The sequence below is a fragment of the Microbacterium sp. NPDC012755 genome (assembly GCF_042901325.1).
In the GTDB taxonomy this organism is placed as follows: domain Bacteria; phylum Actinomycetota; class Actinomycetes; order Actinomycetales; family Microbacteriaceae; genus Microbacterium; species Microbacterium natoriense.
Genome location: NZ_JBIBCT010000001.1, coordinates 2,869,251 through 2,888,674 on the forward strand (window position 1 = coordinate 2,869,251; position 19,424 = coordinate 2,888,674).

At 69.2% G+C, this 19,424-nt stretch carries 15 protein-coding genes; 13 read left to right on the top strand and 2 right to left on the bottom strand.

All coding sequences use genetic code 11. The features are described 5' to 3' along the window. The first annotated feature begins 14 nt into the window (after positions 1–14). The 6 genes from otsB to ACFY5A_RS13365 all read left to right on the top strand — a co-directional run bounded on the left by otsB (position 15) and on the right by ACFY5A_RS13365 (position 7,377). The gene (otsB, locus tag ACFY5A_RS13340; RefSeq protein WP_341942315.1) at positions 15–815 is read left to right on the top strand and encodes a trehalose-phosphatase; all 801 of its coding nucleotides are present in this window, start codon (positions 15–17) and stop codon (positions 813–815) included. A 9-nt stretch (positions 816–824) separates the two neighbouring features. After that, a complete protein-coding gene (gene ilvD, locus ACFY5A_RS13345; protein ID WP_105673274.1) occupies positions 825–2,543 on the top strand; it encodes a dihydroxy-acid dehydratase in 1,719 nt (572 codons plus the stop codon). A gap of 58 nt (positions 2,544–2,601) precedes the next feature. Continuing rightward, positions 2,602–4,404: an acetolactate synthase large subunit gene (locus ACFY5A_RS13350; protein ID WP_341942314.1), complete on the top strand. Its 1,803-nt coding sequence runs from the start codon at positions 2,602–2,604 to the stop codon at positions 4,402–4,404. A gap of 2 nt (positions 4,405–4,406) precedes the next feature. Next, complete coding sequence (gene ilvN, locus ACFY5A_RS13355) at positions 4,407–4,916, top strand: acetolactate synthase small subunit (RefSeq protein WP_105673276.1); 510 nt, start codon at positions 4,407–4,409, stop codon at positions 4,914–4,916. Between the two features lie 75 nt (positions 4,917–4,991). Next, positions 4,992–6,020, top strand: coding sequence for a ketol-acid reductoisomerase (ilvC, locus tag ACFY5A_RS13360; RefSeq protein ID WP_105673277.1), 1,029 nt, complete (start codon positions 4,992–4,994; stop codon positions 6,018–6,020). A 91-nt stretch (positions 6,021–6,111) separates the two neighbouring features. Next, positions 6,112–7,377: an alpha-L-fucosidase gene (locus ACFY5A_RS13365; RefSeq protein ID WP_387234698.1), complete on the top strand. Its 1,266-nt coding sequence runs from the start codon at positions 6,112–6,114 to the stop codon at positions 7,375–7,377. Between the two features lie 6 nt (positions 7,378–7,383). Here the strand turns inward: ACFY5A_RS13365 and ACFY5A_RS13370 are convergent, their stop codons facing one another. After that, positions 7,384–8,532, bottom strand: a complete 1,149-nt coding sequence (locus tag ACFY5A_RS13370; RefSeq protein ID WP_387234700.1) for an ROK family transcriptional regulator — start codon at positions 8,530–8,532, stop codon at positions 7,384–7,386. Positions 8,533–8,734: 202 nt separating this feature from the next. Here ACFY5A_RS13370 and ACFY5A_RS13375 point away from each other — a divergent pair, with 202 nt between their 5' ends. The 7 genes from ACFY5A_RS13375 (at position 8,735) to ACFY5A_RS13405 (ending at position 16,461) form a co-directional block, all read left to right on the top strand. Beyond that, positions 8,735–9,985 (top strand): ABC transporter substrate-binding protein, encoded by a 1,251-nt coding sequence (locus ACFY5A_RS13375; protein WP_387234703.1) that lies wholly within the window; start codon positions 8,735–8,737, stop codon positions 9,983–9,985. A gap of 20 nt (positions 9,986–10,005) precedes the next feature. After that, a complete protein-coding gene (locus ACFY5A_RS13380; protein WP_387234706.1) occupies positions 10,006–10,911 on the top strand; it encodes a carbohydrate ABC transporter permease in 906 nt (301 codons plus the stop codon). Next, positions 10,901–11,818, top strand: coding sequence for a carbohydrate ABC transporter permease (locus ACFY5A_RS13385; protein ID WP_105673281.1), 918 nt, complete (start codon positions 10,901–10,903; stop codon positions 11,816–11,818). Before ACFY5A_RS13380 ends, ACFY5A_RS13385 begins: the two co-directional genes overlap by 11 nt. Positions 11,819–11,832: 14 nt before the next feature. After that, a complete protein-coding gene (locus ACFY5A_RS13390; RefSeq protein ID WP_387234709.1) occupies positions 11,833–12,783 on the top strand; it encodes an ROK family protein in 951 nt (316 codons plus the stop codon). 62 nt (positions 12,784–12,845) lie between these two features. Then, positions 12,846–14,381 carry a M81 family metallopeptidase gene (locus tag ACFY5A_RS13395; RefSeq protein WP_341942579.1) on the top strand — a complete coding sequence of 512 codons (1,536 nt, stop codon included), beginning with the start codon at positions 12,846–12,848 and terminating at the stop codon, positions 14,379–14,381. Beyond that, a complete protein-coding gene (locus ACFY5A_RS13400; RefSeq protein ID WP_387234712.1) occupies positions 14,381–15,730 on the top strand; it encodes an alpha-L-fucosidase in 1,350 nt (449 codons plus the stop codon). The genes ACFY5A_RS13395 and ACFY5A_RS13400 overlap by 1 nt, the downstream gene beginning before the upstream one ends. Further along, positions 15,727–16,461, top strand: coding sequence for a copper homeostasis protein CutC (locus tag ACFY5A_RS13405; protein WP_341942306.1), 735 nt, complete (start codon positions 15,727–15,729; stop codon positions 16,459–16,461). The genes ACFY5A_RS13400 and ACFY5A_RS13405 overlap by 4 nt, the downstream gene beginning before the upstream one ends. A gap of 62 nt (positions 16,462–16,523) precedes the next feature. Here the strand turns inward: ACFY5A_RS13405 and ACFY5A_RS13410 are convergent, their stop codons facing one another. Then, positions 16,524–19,355 carry an FAD-binding and (Fe-S)-binding domain-containing protein gene (locus ACFY5A_RS13410; RefSeq protein ID WP_387234715.1) on the bottom strand — a complete coding sequence of 944 codons (2,832 nt, stop codon included), beginning with the start codon at positions 19,353–19,355 and terminating at the stop codon, positions 16,524–16,526. Positions 19,356–19,424 lie beyond the last annotated feature (69 nt).

Consider the following 19,424-nt stretch of genomic DNA (forward strand, 5'->3'; position numbering starts at 1 on the left):
CGATCGGAGATCTCGTGACCCGCAGCTGGACGCCAGGAACGACGGATGCCGCGCTCAGCGCCATCGCAGCCACCCCTCGACTCGTGGTCGCCCTCGACTTCGACGGCACGGCGTCGCCGTTCGTGCTCGACCCGATGGCCGCGCGCGCGATTCCGGAGGTCGCCGCGCAGATGGAGCGTCTGAGCGCGATGCCCGACACGGTGGTGGCGTACGTCTCCGGGCGCAGCATGCACGATCTCCGCGAGATCACGGAGCACACCGACGAGTCCCCGGTCGCCCTCGCCGGGTCGCACGGCGCCCAGTACTGGTACCCCGGCTCGGGCGAGTCCGGTGTCGAGTCCGCGGCCGCGGAGGAGGACGGCACGAAAGAGGAGCTGTGGGAGGCCGCGCGTCCGATCATCGACCGGTTCGACGGCGCCGAGCTCGAGCCCAAGACCTTCGGGATGGGCGTGCACACCAGGGCCGCGACGCCCGAGGTGGAGCGCGAGCTGTTCGCCGAGATCGACGCGCTCGTCGCGGAGCGGTTCCCGCACTGGAGGCGCCGCAAGGGCCACCACGTGCTCGAGTTCTCGTCGCGCCTCGAGGGCAAGGACGCCGCGATGACGGCTCTGCGCGAGCGCTACGACGCCACCGGCATCCTCTTCGCCGGCGATGACGTCACCGACGAGGACGCCATGCGTGTGCTCGTCGACGGCGATCTGGGCGTGCGAGTGGGCGAGGGTGAGACAGCAGCCGGGCTCCGTGTGCGCAACCCACAAGAGATCGCCCAGCTTCTGGAGGCACTGGCGGACGAACGCGCGGCGCGACGGGAATAGACTTCCGTCATGACCTCGCTTGATCCCGAGTCTCCCGCGCCCATCGACATCAAACCCCGCAGCCGTGTCGTCACCGACGGCATCGAGGCCACGACCTCCCGAGGCATGCTCCGTGCCGTCGGCATGGGCGACGCCGACTGGGACAAGCCGCAGATCGGCATCGCGTCCAGCTGGAACGAGATCACCCCCTGCAACCTGAGCCTCGACCGCCTGGCGCAGGGCGCCAAGGAGGGCGTGCACTCCGGGGGCGGCTACCCGCTCCAGTTCGGCACGATCTCGGTGTCCGACGGCATCTCGATGGGGCACGAGGGCATGCACTTCTCGCTCGTGTCGCGTGAGGTCATCGCCGATTCGGTCGAGACCGTCATGATGGCGGAGCGCCTCGACGGCTCCGTGCTGCTCGCGGGCTGCGACAAGTCGATCCCCGGCATGCTGATGGCCAGCGCCCGACTCGACCTCTCCAGCGTCTTCCTCTACGCCGGCTCCATCGCGCCGGGCTGGGTGAAGCTGTCGGACGGCACCGAGAAGGACGTCACGATCATCGACTCGTTCGAGGCCGTCGGCGCGTGCCGTGCGGGGCTCATGAGCGAAGAGGACCTCAAGCGCATCGAGTGCGCGATCGCCCCCGGTGAGGGCGCGTGCGGCGGCATGTACACCGCGAACACGATGGCGTCGGTCGCCGAGGCCCTCGGTCTCAGCCTTCCCGGTTCGGCCGCTCCGCCCGCGGCTGACCGCCGCCGCGACTACTTCGCCCACCGCTCGGGGGAGGCCGTCGTGAACCTGCTCCGTCAGGGCATCACGACCCGCGACATCCTCACCAAGGAGGCGTTCGAGAACGCGATCGCGCTGGCGATGGCCCTCGGCGGCTCGACCAACGTGGTGCTGCACCTGCTCGCCATCGCGCGCGAGGCGGAGGTCGAGCTGAGCCTGCACGACTTCAACCGCATCGGCGACCGCGTCCCGCACGTGGCCGACATGAAGCCCTTCGGCAAGTACGTCATGAACGACGTCGACCGGCACGGCGGCATCCCCGTGATCATGAAGGCGATGCTCGACGAGGGGCTGCTGCACGGCGACGCGCTCACCGTGACCGGCAAGACTCTGGCCGAGAACCTCGCAGAGCTCGACCCCATGCCGATCGACGGCGAGGTCATCCACACCTTCGACAACCCGATCCACGCGACCGGCGGCCTGACGATCCTGCACGGATCGCTCGCACCCGAGGGCGCCGTCGTGAAGACGGCGGGCTTCGACGCCGCCGTCTTCGAGGGCACCGCGCGCGTCTTCGAACGCGAGCGGGCGGCGATGGATGCCGTGGCGAACGGCGAGATCGAGAAGAACACCGTCATCGTGATCCGCTACGAAGGCCCCAAAGGCGGACCCGGGATGCGCGAGATGCTCGCGATCACCGCGGCCATCAAGGGCGCGGGGCTCGGAAAAGATGTACTACTCTTGACGGACGGACGATTCTCAGGCGGCACAACCGGCCTGTGCATCGGCCACATAGCACCCGAAGCGGTGGACGCAGGTCCCATCGCCTTCGTGCGCGATGGTGATCTGATACGGGTCGATATCGCAGCTCGCTCTCTCGACCTACTCGTCGACGAGGCGGAGCTCGCCTCCCGCCGCTCTGGCTGGGAGCCGCTTCCCCCGCGCTATACCCGTGGCGTACTTGCCAAGTATTCGCGTCTCGTGCGGTCCGCCGCCGAGGGCGCGACGACCGGCTGAATCGCGTCGGCAGCCCCAGGCATCCGACGTCGCCCACAGACCACCAGAAGGAAGTCCCATGACCACTGACTCCGTCTCGGCCGTGCCGAGGCCTCCGGCCCAGAACTCCGCGGCGCCCGTGCTCACCGGAGCGCAGGCGCTCGTCCGCTCGCTCGAGCTCATCGGCGTGACCGATGTGTTCGGCATCCCCGGCGGGGCGATCATGGAGGTCTACGACCCCCTGCTCGACTCCACCGAGCTGCGCCACATCCTCGTGCGTCACGAGCAGGGTGGCGGGCACGCCGCCGAGGGCTACGCGACTGCGTCGGGGCGCGTCGGCGTCACGATTGCCACCTCCGGCCCCGGAGCGACGAACCTCGTCACCGCGATCGCCGACGCCTACATGGACTCGATCCCGATCGTCGCGATCACGGGACAGGTGTTCTCCACTCTCATGGGCACCGACGCCTTCCAGGAGGCCGACATCGTCGGCATCACGATGCCGGTGACCAAGCACTCGATCCTCGTGAAGGACGTCGCCGAGATCCCCGGCGCGGTCGCCGCCGCGTTCGAGATCGCCTCGACCGGTCGCCCCGGTCCCGTGCTGGTCGACATCACCAAGGACGCTCAGCAGGCCAAGGCGCCGTTCATCTGGCCGCCGAAGATCGACCTGCCCGGATACCGTCCGGTGACGAAGGCCCACGGCAAGCAGATCCAGGCCGCGGCCGCGATGCTGGCCGAGTCCAAGAAGCCCGTGCTGTACGTGGGCGGCGGCGTGATCCGCGGCCGCGCCTCGGCGGAGCTGAAGAGTCTCGCCGAGCTCACGGGCGCCCCCGTCGTGACCACGCTGATGGCACGCGGGGCGTTCCCCGACTCGCACCCGCAGCACCTCGGGATGCCCGGCATGCACGGCACCGTGCCGGCCGTGCTCGCGCTGCAGGAGTCCGACCTCATCGTCGCGCTCGGCGCACGCTTCGACGACCGCGTGACCGGCAAGGCCGCGCTCTTCGCTCCGAACGCGAAGGTCGTGCACGTCGACATCGACCCCGCCGAGATCTCGAAGATCCGCACGGCCGACGTGCCGATCGTCGGCGATGTGCGCGACGTGCTCGTCGACCTCGAGACCGCCTTCCGCGGCGCGACGGCGCAGACCACGCCCGACATCGAGGAGTGGTGGTCCTACCTCGACGGCCTCCGTAAGGAGTTCCCGCTCGGGTTCCAGCCGACGACCGACGGACACCTCTCGCCGCAGCATGTGATCCAGCGGATCGGCGAGCTGACCGGCCCCGAGGCCGTGTACGCGGCCGGCGTCGGCCAGCACCAGATGTGGGCGGCGCAGTTCATCAAGTACGAGCGTCCGAACTCCTGGCTGAACTCGGGAGGCGCAGGCACCATGGGCTACTCGGTGCCCGCCGCGATGGGCGCGAAGGTCGCCGAGCCGCACCGGGTGGTGTGGTCGATCGACGGCGACGGATGCTTCCAGATGACGAACCAGGAGCTCGCCACCTGCGCGATCAACAACATCCCGATCAAGGTCGCGATCATCAACAACTCCTCGCTCGGCATGGTGCGTCAGTGGCAGACGCTGTTCTACGACGGACGCCACTCCAACACCGACCTGAACACGGGCCACGGCACCGTCCGCATCCCCGACTTCGTCAAGCTCGCCGAGGCGTACGGCTGCCTCGGCATCCGAGTGGAGAAGGAGGAGGACGTGGATGCCGCCATCCAGCTCGCCCTCGACACGAACGACCGCCCCGTGGTGATCGACTTCGTGGTGTCGGCTGACGCGATGGTGTGGCCGATGGTTCCGCAGGGCGTGAGCAACAGCTACGTCCAGTACGCCCGCGAACACGCGCCTTCCTTCGACGAGGAGATCTGACCATGTCGACTCACGTGCTGAGCCTGCTGGTGGAGAACACCCCCGGCCTGCTGACCCGTGTCGCGGGGCTCTTCGCCCGACGCGGCTTCAACATCGACTCGCTCGCGGTGGGGGTGACCGAGGTGCCGGGGATCTCCCGCATCACGGTCGTCGTCGATGTGGACGAGCTCCCGCTCGAGCAGGTCACCAAGCAGCTCAACAAGCTGATCAACGTGATCAAGATCGTCGAGCTCGATTTCGCCACCTCCGTGCAGCGCGAGCACATGCTCGTGAAGGTGCGCACGGACAACACCACCCGATCGAACGTGATCGAGGTCGTGAACCTCTTCCGCGCCTCGGTCGTCGACTACGCCGCCGATGCGCTGGTGATCGAGGTCACGGGCGACAAGGGCAAGGTCGATGCGATGCTGCGGGCGCTCGAGCCCTTCGGCATCAAGGAGATCGCGCAGTCCGGTCTCCTCGCCATCGGCCGGGGCGGCAAGAGCATCACCGAGCGCGTCCTGCGCGGCTGAGCACCTACAAGACCTTCGCCGTTCGTTGAGCGAGCGAAGCGAGACGAAACGCAACTATCAAGGAGAAAAAAACAAGTGAGCACCGAGATCTTCTACGACGCAGACGCCGACCTGTCCATCATCCAGGGCAAGAAGGTCGCGATCGTCGGCTACGGCTCGCAGGGTCACGCCCACGCGCAGAACCTGCGCGACTCGGGTGTCGAGGTCGCGATCGCCCTCAAGGAGGGCTCGAAGTCCGCGCCCAAGGCTGAGGAGGCCGGCTTCGCGGTCAAGTCCGTTGCTGAGGCGACCCAGTGGGCCGACCTGATCATGATCCTCGCTCCCGACCAGCACCAGCGCGGCATCTACAGCGAGTCGATCGCGCCGAACCTCGCCGCGGGCAAGACCCTCGCCTTCGCGCACGGCTTCAACATCCGCTTCGGCTACATCGAGGCGCCCGAGGGCGTCGATGTGATCCTGGTCGCCCCGAAGGCGCCCGGTCACACGGTCCGTCGCGAGTTCGTCGCCGGCCGCGGCATCCCGGACATCATCGCCGTCGAGCGCGACGCGTCCGGAACGGCGTGGGCGACGGCTCTCTCGTACGCGAAGGCGATTGGAGGCACCCGTGCCGGTGTCATCAAGACGACCTTCACCGAGGAGACCGAGACCGACCTGTTCGGCGAGCAGGCCGTGCTTTGCGGTGGCGTCAGCCACCTCGTGCAGGCCGGCTTCGAGACCCTCACCGAGGCGGGCTACCAGCCGCAGATCGCCTACTTCGAGGTGCTCCACGAGCTGAAGCTGATCGTCGACCTCATGTGGGAGGGCGGCATCGCCAAGCAGCGCTGGTCGGTGTCCGACACGGCGGAGTACGGCGACTACGTCTCCGGCCCGCGCATCGTGACCCCCGAGGTCAAGGAGTCGATGAAGGCCGTGCTCGCGGACATCCAGTCGGGTGCCTTCGCGAAGCGCTTCATCGACGACCAGGACAACGGCGGTCAGGAGTTCCTGGCGCTTCGCGCCAAGGAGGAGACGCACCCCATCGAGGCGACTGGCAAGGAGCTTCGCGCTCTCTTCGCCTGGAAGCAGCAGGACGAAGACTACGTCGACGGCAGCGCTGCGCGCTGACGACGAGCACCGTGAGAGGGCGCCCCTTCGGGGGCGCCCTTTTTCGCGCTCCGAGCCTTAGACATCCGATGTCTGACGCTAAGATGAGGGTATGCGACAGGACTGGTTCGACCACGCCCGCTTCGGGATGTTCGTGCATTTCGGCCTCTACAGCGCCGCCGCGCGACACGAATGGGTGCAGAATCGCGAGCGGCTGACGGATGCCGAGTACCGGCCCTACTTCGACCACTTCGACCCCGATCTCTTCGACGCGCGCGCGATCGCCCGGCGGGCGAAGGAGACGGGGATGGGGTACGTCGTTCTGACCACCAAGCACCACGACGGATTCTGCCTGTGGGACTCGGCACTGACCGACTTCACCTCGGCCACCGCCGTCTCGCGCGATCTCGTGCGAGAGTTCGTCGACGCCGTGCGGGGCGAGGGGCTCAAGGTCGGGCTCTACCACTCGCTGATCGACTGGCATCACCCCGACTTCACGATCGACTGGAACCATCCCCGTCGGGATGACCCCGATGCAGCGGCCCTCAACGCGGGCCGCGACATGTCGCGGTACCGCGACCATCTGCACGGACAGATCCGCGAGCTGCTCACCGGCTACGGCGACATCGACTACCTGTTCTTCGACTTCACGTATCCGGAGGAGAAGCAGGGGTGGCTGGGCAAGGGCCCTCAGGACTGGGACGCCGAGGCGCTGCTCGCGATGTGCCGCGAGCTCCAGCCGGGGATGCTGGTGAACGACCGGCTCGGCATCCCGGCGGACTTCGTCACGCCCGAGCAGTACCAGCCCACCTCGCCCCTCATGAGGGACGGTCGGCCCGTGGTGTGGGAGGCGTGTCAGACCCTGAACGGCTCATGGGGCTATGACCGCGACAACACCGATCAGAAGTCCGCGCAGCTGCTCGTGCAGATGCTCGTCGACTCGGTGTCCATGGACGGAAACATGCTCCTCAACATCGGTCCTGACGGCCGCGGCGCCGTCGTGCCGCGGGATGCGGCGACCCTGTCGGAGATCGGGGAGTGGATGCGCCTGCACCGCGGCTCCGTGGTCGGCGCCGGACACGCCCCGTTCGCCCCGCCCCGTGAGGGCGTGTACACGCAGCGAGGGGACCGCCTGTATCTGCATCTGCTCGCGTGGCCGCTCGGATTCGTGCATCTCCCCGGGCTCGCGGGAAAGGTCTCCTACGCGCGCCTGCTGAGCGACGGATCCTGGCTGCGCACGTCCGTCTCGGATCCCGACCAGCGCGCCTCGCACTTGACTCCGGCGGGGGAGGCGGAGGGAACGCTCACCGTGCACCTCCCGGTCCGCAGGCCGGACGTGGTACTCCCCGTGATCGAGTTGGTTCTGACGGGGGAATAGCTCCGCTCAGGTGACCGGCAGCTCGAGATCGTCGAGGGCGAGCCTGGCCGCTCCGTGCAGGATCGCGTCGGCGCCGGTCGCGGCTGCCTCGATGCGCAGGCGCTGCGTCGCGAGCGGGTGGCAGGCCTCGTAGACGCGGCTGCGTACGGCGGCGATGAACGGCTCCGATGCGCTCATGCTCCCGGTGAGGAACACCGCGTTCGGGTTGAAGAAGTTGACGACGCCGGACAGAGCCTGCCCGAGGTGCGTGCCCGCCGTCCGCACCAGCATGGTCGCCTCAGGGTCGGAGTCGCGCGCCAGCGCGAGCACATCGGCCGTCGTGGCCACCTCGGTGCGTCCGCGCTCTCGCATCTGCCTGACGAGGCTGGCACCGCTCGCCACCGTCTCGAGGCACCCCGTGTTCCCGCACGAGCAGGGGATGTCCCCGCTCCCGTCGATGCGCGTGTGGGTGATGTCTCCGGCCGCGCCGGTGGCGCCGCGGTGCACGTGGCCCTCCACGATCACGCCGCTGCCGATCGCGGTGCCCGCCTTCACGGTGATGCTGTGCTGCGTGTAGCCGAGCTGCAGGCGATGCTCGCCGAGCGCCGCCAGATTGGCGTCGTTGTCGACGGCGATCGGCACGCCGAAGGCTTCCCGCAGATGCTCGCCGACCCGGAACCCCGGCCATCCCGGCATCCGGGACGGCTGTTCGACGGATCCGGACTCGATGTCGACCGGACCGGGGAGGCTTACCCCGATCGCCCGGAGGGTCGAGCCGTCCGCAAGCTGCCGGAAGACCGCGGCCACCGTCGCGAGCGTCGCCTGCGGTCCGTCCGTCAGGTCGATGCGTGTCGTCCGCACCTCCTGCAGGTGGCCGTCGAGACCGTGGCGCCCGATGCGCGCGTGCCCGCCGCCGAGGTCGGCGGACAGCACGATCCCGCCCTCTTCGGCCACGCGGAGCACACGTGGCCGCCGGCCGCCGCGGGAGACGCCGTCTCCCGCCTCCTCGAGCATCCCGGCATCCAACAGCGCCTGGACGCGGAGGCCGATGGTGGAGGCGGCGATGCCGAGCCGAGCGGCGAGCTCGCTCCGGGAGCGGGCCTCGCCGCGGGCGACGAGGTCGAGAATGCGTCGTGAGTGGAGATCCTCGGCAGAGCGATCGGCGGTACGGGGCATGTCGTTCCTTCGTCGGCGAATCTCGTCAGGCTATCGGTGTCGGGTCGTGATGTCGGTCATGACGCGGAAGGTCAAGGATCTATAAACATCGGATGTTCCGCTTGCGGCGGCCCGTGAAGTATGACACGGTAACTTCATACGAAATCCTACTAGGTTGCTTCGACCCGCGAAGCAACCTTCCCGATCCGCTAGGAGTCATTCAATGAAGAAGATGCGTATGGGAGCCGTCGTCGCCATCGCCGGCGTCGCCGTCGCCATGACGGGCTGCGCCGGCTCGACCGGCTCCGGCTCGGACGACACGATCGTCGTCGACATGTGGGCAGGTTCCGCCGACGACACCAAGGCGCTCGAAGCGCAGATCAAGGTCGCCCAGGAGCAGAACCCCGACCTCAAGATCGAGCTGCGCACGGCGCCGTGGGGTGACTTCTTCACGAAGCTCACCACCAACATGGCCTCCGGAAACATGGCGTGCATCACCGGCATGAACAGCGGGATGCTCTCCAGCTACACCGACGGGTTCGCCACCCTCACCGACGCGGACCTCAAGGCGGCCGGCCTCGCCGAGAGCGACTTCGCGCCCGGAGCGACCGAGATCCTGAAGAACAAGGGCGAGCTCTACGGCCTGCCGTACGACGTCTCCACGATGCTCGTCTATTACAACGCCGATCAGCTGACCGCTGCCGGCGCACAGACCCCCGCCACCGGCTGGACCTTCGAGGACTTCGAGAAGACCGCCAAGACGGCGACCACCGGAGGCAAGTCCGGGTTCGCGGTGGGGATGGGCGACTTCCAGTGGCAGGCCCTGCCGATCGCCAAGGCCGGCGTGCAGCCGGTGACGGAGGACGGCACCCTGCAGCTCACCGACGAGAAGTTCGTCGAGGCGTCGACCTGGTACGCCGGTCTCGTCACCGACCAGAAGGTCGCCCTCCCGGTCGCCTCGGCGTCCGACGGGGGCTGGGGTGAGAACCAGTACTCCAGCGGCAACGCGGCGATGGCCGTCGACGGCACCTGGAACGCGGTCAGCTACCTCAACAACGAGTCCGGTTTCACGGCGGGCATGGCGCCGCTGCCGTCCGAGGACGGGACCCCGCTGAGCCTGATCCTCGGCTCGGGCTACGGCATCTCGAAGACCTGCGACAACAAGGACGCCGCGATCAAGGTGCTCGGCTCGCTGCTGAGCAAGGACTCCCAGGACTACATCGCGTCGTCCGGTCGCAGCTACCCGGCGCGCGCCGAGAGCCAGCCGCTCTACTTCGAGTCGATCGACGAGAAGTACCGCGAACAGGTGAAGGAGGTCTTCACGGCCGCCTTCGAGAACGTCCAGGGCCAGTACGTCAGCGACAACTGGGCGAAGGTCGGCACGTACGTCCAGCCGCAGCTGGTCAGCGTGTACAACGGGCAGGAGACGATGGCGAACGTCCTCGACTCCGCTCAGCAGCAGTTCGGCAAGTAAGCAATCCAGGAAGACGAGTGATGACCACCAACGCGCGACGTCGGGGGTCTCTCGCCAAGGCTGAGGGCCGTCAGGCGCTGGGGTTCGCAACCCCGGCCCTGGCGGGCCTCGCCGTGTTCACCGTCGTGCCCGTCGTGCTCTCCATCGTGATGAGCTTCTTCGACTGGCCGACGTTCGGCGAGAAGACCTTCATCGGTATCGACAACTACATCCGACTGTTCACCTCCAGCCCGGACTTCTGGCCGGCGCTGCGGAACACCGCGGTGTTCACGATCCTCTACGTCCCGCTGAACGTGGCACTCTCGCTCGTCCTCGCGATGGCGCTCGGTCCGCGCATCCGCGGACGCGGGGCCCTCCGGGTGCTCTTCTTCATCCCGGTCGTGACCCCGATGGTCGCGAACGTGCTGGTGTGGAAGATGCTCCTGCAGCCGCAGGGTCTCTTCAACGGCGTCTCCGAGACCTGGTTCGGCACGACGCTGCCGAACTTCCTCGCCGACCCGCAGTGGGCCATGATCATGGTCGTCGTGATGAGCGTGTGGCAGGGAGTCGGCTACAACATGCTGATCTTCTCGGCTGCGCTCGAGCAGCTCCCCGAGTCCGTCATGGAGGCGGCCCGAATCGACGGAGCGAGCGGACTGCGCATGCAGCTCAGCGTGGTCATCCCGATGATCTCCCCGGCGATCTTCTTCGCGACCATCATGACCATGATCACCGCACTCCAGGTCTTCGTGCAGCCGCAGCTGCTCACCGGCGGCGGCCCGGGCAACGCGACCCAGCCGCTCGTGCAGTTCATCTACAACCAGGGCTTCAAGTTCCAGGAGCTGGGACTCGCCGCAGCCGGCGCCTGGATCCTCTTCGCCCTCATCATCGTGATCACTGCGCTCCAGTTCGGCGCGCAGAAGAAGTGGGTGCACTATGAGCACTGACCTGTCGACGGCATCCGTCGTCCTCGACGACGACCACGTCGAGACCGAGCGCACCGGACGCACCAAGGCACCGCTGAGCGGGCCGGAGCGCGTGCGCCTGGTCATCGCGCACGTGCTCGTGTATCTGGCCGCCGCGATCTTCGTGTCGCCCATCGTGTACGCGTTCTTCTCGGCGCTCAAGCCCAACTCCGAGATGTTCACGATGCCTCCGTCGCTGATCGCGTCCGAGGTGCGGTGGACGAACTTCCTCGACGTGTTCGCCTACGGACCGTTCCTCACCTACATCGGGAACTCGTTCTTCGTGGCGATCGCCGGCACCCTGGTGGTGCTGTTCGTCTCGACGACGGCCGGGTACGCGTTCGGGCGCCTGCGCTGGAAGGGGAGGGATGCCGTGTTCGTGCTCTTCCTCGCCACCCTCATGGTGCCGGCCGAGGTTCTCGTCATCCCGATGTTCCAGGTCATGCAGTGGTTCAACTGGGTCGACACCTATCAGGCGCTGATCTTCCCGTTCGCCTTCACCGCGTTCGGCACCTTCCTCATGCGGCAGTTCTTCCGCGGCATCCCCTACGAGCTGGAGGAGGCCGCGCGCGTCGACGGTGCGGGTCCCGTCCGCACCTTCGTGCAGATCATCCTTCCGCTGGCGAAGTCCGCCGTGGCCGTGCTCTCGGTGTTCACGTTCCTGTCGTTCTGGAACAGCTACCTGTGGCCGCTGATCGTGACCGTGGACTACAACGCCCACGGCACGCTGCCGGTCGGGCTCGCGAGCTTCTCTGGACTCACCGGCACACGGTGGGACCTTCAGATGGCCGCGGCGATCATCTCGATGGTCCCGACGACCGTGCTCGTGATCGTGCTGCAGAAGCACCTGGTCAAGGGCATCGCCATGGCCGGGCTCGGCGGCCGTTGACCGTGGGCGCGCAGGTGGAGGGGACAGCCCTGCCCATCGCGTCGGTCGATGGCGTGATCGGCGTCGACATCGGCGGCACGAAGATCGCCGGGATCGCCGTGGCCGCGGACGGCTCCGTGCTGGCGCGGGGCAGCGTGCCTGCGCCGGCGAGTGTCGGCGGGGCGGCGATGGCGGATGCCGCCGCCTCTCTCGCCCTCGATATCGCCGCCCGTTCCGGCTCTCCGCTGACCGCGGTGGGGGTGGGCGCGGCGGGAGTCATCGATCACGAGACCGGTGTCGTGCGCGCCGCCTCCGCGACCTTCGTCGACTGGGCAGGGTTCCCGCTCGGAGACGAGCTCTCCGCACGACTCTCCGTGCCGGTGCGTGTCGAGAACGACGTCAACGCGTTCCTCCTCGGCGAGGCGGCGCGCACGGCCCCGGGCGAGCGCGATGTGCTCGGCGTGATGCTCGGCACCGGCGTGGGCGGAGCGGTCATCATCGACGGCGCACTGCGCCACGGACCGCACGGCGCCGCGGGGGAGATCGGACACACGCCCGGGTACAGCGATCTGGTGTGCACGTGCGGCCAGATCGGACATCTCGAGACCCTCGCGTCTGGAACGTCGATCGGGCGGCGCTACGCCGAGCGGATCGGCGCGACGCCGTTGGACGCTCGCCAGGTCGCCGACCGTGCGCGTGGCGGCGATCCCGACGCCGTCGCGGTGTTCCGGGCGGCGGGCCGCGCCCTCGCCCTCGCCTGCGCGAGCGCGGCGACCCTTCTCGACCTCCCGTGCGCGATCGTCGGCGGGGGAGTCGCAGAAGCCTGGGACCTCCTGGCGCCGACGATCGAGGAGACCCTGCGGACCGACGCCCCCGTGTCCGGGCTGCCGCTGCGCATCGTCCCCGCGACACTGGGCGGGGATGCCGTGGCCCTCGGTGCGATCGAGGCCGTGCGTCGCGCCCTCGTCCCCGCCGACGCACACTGAAGACGACGACACAGACCAAGGAGCAGCACGTGACCGAACGCCCCGAAGCCAGCGACATCTGGATGGGCGCCCTCCCGCCCGTCGCCGACGGAGGTCTCGCGACGCCGCGCATCGGCATCGGCGGGATCTCGATCGAATCGAGCACCTTCTCCCCGCACATCTCCGGCGACGAGGCGTTCACGATCCGCACGGGCGAGGATCTGCGCGCGTACTACCCGTTCCTCGATGCAGGGCGCGAGCTCGCGGAGGTAGCGGAGTGGATCCCCCTCACCCACGGACGCTCACTGCCAGGAGGCGCGGTCGATCCGGCGACGTATCGGCGGATGAAGGAGGCGATCGTCGCGGGCATCCGCGAGCAGGGACCGTTCGACGGCTTCTTCTTCGACATCCACGGCGCGATGAGCGTCGTGGGTATGGACGACGCCGAGGGCGACCTGGCCCTGGCCGTGCGCGAGGCCCTCGGACCCGACACGCTCGTGTCCACCTCGATGGATCTCCACGGGAACGTGTCCGAGACGCTCCGCGATGCGGTCGACCTCCTCACCTGCTACCGCATGGCCCCCCACGAGGACTGGCTGAACACGAAAGAGCGCGCGGTCTGGAATCTGCTGGCGCGACTCCGCGGCGAGCACGGCGCCGACCCGCTGCGTCGTCGCCCGTTCAGCGCCTGGGTCCCCGTGCCGGTCCTGCTCCCCGGCGAGAAGACGAGCACGCGCCTCGAGCCCGCCCGCGGCATCTATGCGGAGCTGCCCGGCATCGAGGCCCTCGACGGCGTCGTGGACGCCTCGGTGTGGATCGGCTACGCCTGGGCTGATGAGCCGCGCTGCCAGGCCTACGTGGTGGTCACGGGCGACGACCGGGACCTGATTGCGCGCGAGGCCGAGCGCGTCGCACGGTTGTTCTGGGACGCACGCGAGGACTTCGTCTTCGTCGCGGAAACCGGTTCGCTCGACGAGGCCCTCGCGAAGGCGCTCGCGCCGGAGGCCCGGCATCCCTATCTGATCTCCGACTCCGGAGACAACCCGACGGCCGGGGGAGCGGGCGACGTGACCTGGACGCTCGCGCAACTGCTCAGCCGTGCAGAGCTGACCGACGGCTCTCGCACGACACTCGTGGCCTCGATCTTCGACAGGGACGCGGTCGCGCAGGCCGTCGCGGCGGGGGTCGGCGCCACCGTCACCCTCTCGGCGGGTGCGCGGGTGGATGACGGCCCCCACGGTCCCGTCGAGATCACCGGCTCCGTCTTCTCGATCACCGAGGACGACCACGATGCGGGGACGCAGGTCGTGATCGCGGTCGGCGGACTCCACGCGATCATCACGGAGCGCCGCAAGCCGTTCCATCACCTCGACGACTTCCGGATGCTCGGTCTGGAGCCGACCACGGCGGACATTGTCGTCGTGAAGATCGGCTACCTGGAGCCAGAGCTGTACGACCTCGCCGCCGACTGGACTCTCGCGCTGACCCCCGGTGGCGTCGACCAGGACCTGCTGCGCCTCGGCCACCACCGACTCGCGCCGGGGGTCTACCCCTTCGACACGTCGGGAGCCCCCGACCTGACCGCCGTCGTCGTGCGACGCGGCGAGGAGATCCGCTGATGATGAACTTCGAGAAGCGCACCGGACCCGACTTCGGTGCCGAGGCCCCCGTCTACCCGACCAACGGCGTTCCCGACTGGTATCGCGACGCGAAGCTCGGCTTCTTCGTGCACTGGGGGCTGTACTCGGTGCCCGCGTGGGCCGTGCAGCACGGCGAGGGAGTGAACATCCCCACCGAGGACGCCTACGCCTGGCACCAGTACGCGGAGTGGTACGGCAACACCGTGCGCATCGCGGGCAGCCCGACCTGGGAGCGGCATCAGCGCCTCTACGGACCGGGCACGTCCTACGAGGACCTCGCCGATGTGTGGGACGCCTCCGCCTTCGACGCGGATGCGTTCGTCGGCGAGCTCGTCGACGCGGGGGCGAAGTACGTCGTCCCGACCACCAAGCACCACGAGGGGTTCTGCCTCTGGGGGACAGGGACGACGGGATTCAACGCGGTCGCACGCGGGCCCCGCCGCGACCTGATCGCGGAGTTCCACGACGCGACCCGCAGGGCGGGGGCGAAGTTCGGCGTGTACTACTCGGGGGCGCTGGACTGGCACGTGAGCGACTTCCCGGCCATCGAGTCCGACACCGATCTCTTCCGGTACCGTCGCAACGACGAGCACTTCGCCCGCTACGCCGCCGCGCAGCTGGACGAGCTCGTCGAGCGCTTCTCGCCCGACCTCCTGTGGAACGACATCGAGTGGCCGGACGGCGGCAAGGGCCGTGAGAACTACGGCGTCGCCGAGACGCTGTCGCGGTACTTCGCCGCGGTCCCCGACGGCGTCGTCAACGACCGGTGGGGAGTCCCGTACCACGGCTTCCTCACCCGCGAGTACACCCGCATCGACGAGATCATCCCGCGGCCGTGGGAGTCGACCAGGGGGCTCGGGTACTCCTTCGGCTACAACAGTGCGGAGGACACGCGCCACACGCTGTCGGGTCCCGACCTCATCCGGATGCTCGTCGACGTGGTGTCGAAGAACGGCAACCTCCTCATCAACGTCGGACCCGACGCGGCAGGACGGATCCCCGAGCTGCAGCGCCAGACCATGCAGGAGCTCGGCGCCTGGCTCCGGGTCAACGGCTCGGCGATCTACGGCACACGTCCGTGGGTGCGCTTCGGCGAGGCCGCGGGCGCGCCCGTCCGGTACACGCGATCGGATGCGGGCGTCCACGCGCACGCGCTCGATCCGAGCGCCGGCGAGCTGCCGATCCCGTCCGAACTGTCCGCGGGCGAGGCGCGGTGGGCCGACGGGTCTCACGCGGAGGTGATCCGTGCGGCGGACGGCTCCACGAGCGTGCGCATCCCCGACGCCCTGCGCGAGACCCCGGTGGCCACGGTCACCGTGGCGCCATGATGTCCGTTCCCGCCCTCGAGATCGCCGTGCAGGATGCCGCGGGCGCACGGGTCGCGCGGGCGGCGGGCGCCGATCGCGTCGAGCTGTGCCAGGCGCTGAGTGCGACGGGCGGGCTGACGCCGTCGCCCGCGACCGTGGATGCCGTCCTCGCCGCAGTCGGTCGCCCCGAGCGGCTCGCGGTGCTCGTCCGTCCGCGCACCGGAGGGTTCGTCTACGACGACGAGGACGTGGCGCTCGTCGCGGCGGATGTCGCCGAGGTCGTGCGCCGGGGTGCCGGTGCCGTGGTCGTCGGCGCGCTGACCCGCGACGGCGGCGTGGACCGTCGCGCGCTCGATCTCTGGAAGAGCGCAGCGGGCACTGCCGAGTTCGTGTTCCATCGGGCGATCGACACCCTGAGCGACCCGAGATCCGTGATCGGAGAGCTCGTCGACTGCGGCGTGGATCGCATCCTCACCAGCGGGGGAGCCGCACGCAGCATCGACGGCGCCGGAGTCCTCGCCGGTCTCGTCGACGAGGCCGCCGGACGCCTGCAGATCATGGCGGGCGGAGGAGTGCGCGTGGAGGACATCGTCGCCCTGCGCGCGTGCGGTGTGCACGCGGTCCACCTCTCCGCCAAGACGTCGTCCGGAGACCTCGCGCCCAGCGGACCCGGCGGTGGAGACACCGGCTTCGACATCACGGACGGCGGGATCGTCGCGCGCGCTGCGGCCGCCCTCCACGCGGAACGCTGATCTCGAGGTCGGCGCCGGCCGAACTGCCCGCGACGGGCGGGGCCGGCGCCGATCGCCGCGTCTCAGGGGCGCGTGAGCTCCTCGAGCACCTCGACCACGTGTCGATACCCGCGGCCGGTGGCACGGGTCATCCCGATCTCGCACGTGCGGTTCGCCGACACGAAGGCGTCGAATCCGCGCTCCCTCTCGGCGTCGCGCAGCTCTGCGGCCTCGACCGCCGTGGCGCTGGCGGTGAGCTCGGGATGGAGCATGCCTCGGTCCCCGGCGAACGCGCAGCATCCCCAGCCGTCGGGAACGTAGACGTCCTCGGCGACGGCGGATGCGAGCGCGGTCAGCGCCCCCGTCGCACCGAGCGCGGTGGTGGAGCAGGTCGGATGCACCGCGATCCGGTCGAGCCTCCTCCGCACGTCCAGGCGGGGCAGCACCTCGCGGGCGACGAAGGTCGTCGCGTCCTCGATGACGAGTCCGGCGTACTCGGGGTGCGCGTCCACGCCCTTCGCGAGCATGACGTGCAGGCCCTCCGTGCAGGAGGCGGCGTCGCACACGACGGGAAGGGCGCCCTGCCGGCTCGCGGCCCACAGCGATGCGAGCACGCGCTCGGTCATGCGGTCGTATCCGGCGAGATGTCCCTTCGACTTCCACGGCGTTCCGCAGCACAGGCCTCCGGCGTCGTCGGGGATCACGACGGGGATGCCCGCACGGTCGAGCAGCGCCGATACGGCATCCCTCGATCCTTCCCTGTGCCCCTCCGCGCCGAACATCGTGCCGATGCACGCCCCGAAGAAGACCGCCCTGGCGTCGGCGGGCGAGTCCGGACGCGGAGGCGTCGAGCCGCCTCGGGGGAGCCCGGCGTCGTACAGCGGCACGGTGTCGGCGCCGAGCACCGCGCGGCCGACTCGTGTCGCGGCCGTCACGAGAGGCGCGGGCAGGGCATCGGCCACCGTGAGGGCGACGCCGCCGACCTTCGTGACCGTGCCCCAGCTCTTCGCGGCGACGTCCCACAGGCCGTCCTCGATCGTCGAGGCCTGCTCGGCGCGCAGGCGCCGCACGAGATCGCCCGTGTTGATGTCGACGGGGCAGGCGACGCCGCACATGCCGTCGACCGCGCACGTCTGCACGCCCTCGTAGTCGTAGTCGGCGCGCAACTCGGCCAGGAGCGCGTCATCGCCGCGCTCCTCCGCCCAGGCCATGTCGCGGCGGAGGACGATGCGCTGCCGCGGGGTGAGCGTGATGCTCTTGCTCGGGCATGACGGCTCGCAGTACCCGCACTCCACGCAGCGGTCGACCTCCTTCTCCACCGTCGGCACGCGCTTCAGATCGTGCAGGTAGGAATCGGGGTCGTCGGAGAGCACGACACCGGGATTGAGGATGCCGGAGGGGTCGAGCAGCCGCTTGACGTCCCACATGATGTCGGTGAGCTCGTCGCCGTACTGGCGGCGCACGAAGGGCGCCATGATGCGACCGGTGCCGTGCTCCGCCTTCAGGGAGCCCTGCTGCTCCAGCACCAGCTCGACGAGATCGTCGGTGAAGCGGCGGTAGCGGGCGAGGCTCTCCGGATCGTCGAAGCGCTCGTTGAGCAGGAAGTGCACGTTGCCGTCCTTGGCGTGTCCGAAGATGACGGAGTCCTCGTATCCGTGCGCGGAGAAGAGCTCGATGAGCCGCTCGCAGGTGACGAGGAGACGCTCCACGGGGACGACGATGTCTTCGAGCAGGGCGGTCGTGCCCGAAGGTCGCGCCCCGGCGATCGCGGTGTAGAGGCCCTTGCGCACGTGCCACAGGGCGGCGCGCTCGGCCGCGTCGGTGGTGAGGGTCGCGTCGATCGCGAGCGGGAGCGCGGCGAAGTGTCCGAGGGCTGTTGTCGTGTCCACGGCCAGCGCCTCCGCGTCCTGCGCGTGCACCTCGACGAGGAGGGCGGCGTGGTCGCGCACCTCGATCGACGCGATCGCGGGCGGCACATCGCTGAGCCCCTGTGCGACGCGGAGGGACGCGGCATCCAGCAGCTCGATCGTGGCGAGGCCGAGCGCGGTGAGCCCGGGCAGGGCGGCCATCGCGTCGGAGAGCGTGTCGAAGACGAGGAGTCCCGTCGCGATCGCCGGCTTGATCTCGATCGTCCGGAACCGCGCTTCGGCGACGAAGGCGAGCGTGCCCTCCGAGCCGATGACCAGGTGCTCGAGGATTCGCACGGGGTCGTCGAAGTCGAGCAGCGCGTTGAGCCCGTAGCCCATCGTGTTCTTCATGGAGAACTGCCGACGCACGATCTCGACGTTCGCCGGCGAGTCGAGGAGTCGTCGACGCAGGGCGAGAAGACCGTCGGCGATCTCGGGCTCGGCCGCGCGCAGCCGGTCATCGGCATCGGGGGCGGCGGTGTCGAGGACCGTGCCGCTGGGCAGGACCAGCAGCAGGGACTCGATCGTCCGGTACGAGTTCTCGACGATGCCGCAGGCCATGCCGCTGGAGTTGTTCGCGACGACTCCGCCGATGGTGCAGGCGATCTCGCTCGCGGGGTCGGGGCCGAGCTTGCGGCCGTACCGTGCCAGTCGGGTGTTGACCTGACGCACGGTCGCCCCTGGTTCGACCCGGACCGAGCGCCCCTCGTCCTCGATCGCGATGGTGCGGAAGCCGCTGCGCGTGTCGACGAGGATGTCGCCGCTCACGCCCTGGCCCGACAGGCTCGTGCCGCCGGAGCGGAACGTGAGCGTCCGCCCGGCCGCTCGTACGGCATCGAAGGCGCGAGCGACCCCGGCGGCATCGACGGGGGACAGGACCGCATCCGGCACCAGCAGGTAGTGGGAGGCGTCGTGCGCGCGGGCGAAGCGGTCGATCGAGCGGAGGTGCACCGCCGTCGACGGGCCGAGCAGTTCCGGATTCAGGGGTTCGGCGAGCGTGGTGGGCACGGTGCTCCTCGACAGTGCGGGACGGATTGTCTGACAAGTGTACCGATGGGCGCAGGTCTCGATAACATG

Bases quoted from the DNA above. Each gene is read 5' to 3' on its own strand.
- ilvD (WP_105673274.1), top strand. From the start codon at position 825: ATGACCTCGCTTGATCCCGAGTCTCCCGCGCCCATCGACATCAAACCC.
- ACFY5A_RS13350 (WP_341942314.1), top strand. From the start codon at position 2,602: ATGACCACTGACTCCGTCTCGGCCGTGCCGAGGCCTCCGGCCCAGAAC.
- ilvN (WP_105673276.1), top strand. From the start codon at position 4,407: ATGTCGACTCACGTGCTGAGCCTGCTGGTGGAGAACACCCCCGGCCTG.
- ACFY5A_RS13365 (WP_387234698.1), top strand. From the start codon at position 6,112: ATGCGACAGGACTGGTTCGACCACGCCCGCTTCGGGATGTTCGTGCAT.
- ACFY5A_RS13370 (WP_387234700.1), bottom strand. From the start codon at position 8,532: ATGCCCCGTACCGCCGATCGCTCTGCCGAGGATCTCCACTCACGACGC.
- ACFY5A_RS13375 (WP_387234703.1), top strand. From the start codon at position 8,735: ATGAAGAAGATGCGTATGGGAGCCGTCGTCGCCATCGCCGGCGTCGCC.
- ACFY5A_RS13380 (WP_387234706.1), top strand. From the start codon at position 10,006: ATGACCACCAACGCGCGACGTCGGGGGTCTCTCGCCAAGGCTGAGGGC.
- ACFY5A_RS13385 (WP_105673281.1), top strand. From the start codon at position 10,901: ATGAGCACTGACCTGTCGACGGCATCCGTCGTCCTCGACGACGACCAC.
- ACFY5A_RS13395 (WP_341942579.1), top strand. From the start codon at position 12,846: ATGGGCGCCCTCCCGCCCGTCGCCGACGGAGGTCTCGCGACGCCGCGC.
- ACFY5A_RS13400 (WP_387234712.1), top strand. From the start codon at position 14,381: ATGATGAACTTCGAGAAGCGCACCGGACCCGACTTCGGTGCCGAGGCC.
- ACFY5A_RS13405 (WP_341942306.1), top strand. From the start codon at position 15,727: ATGATGTCCGTTCCCGCCCTCGAGATCGCCGTGCAGGATGCCGCGGGC.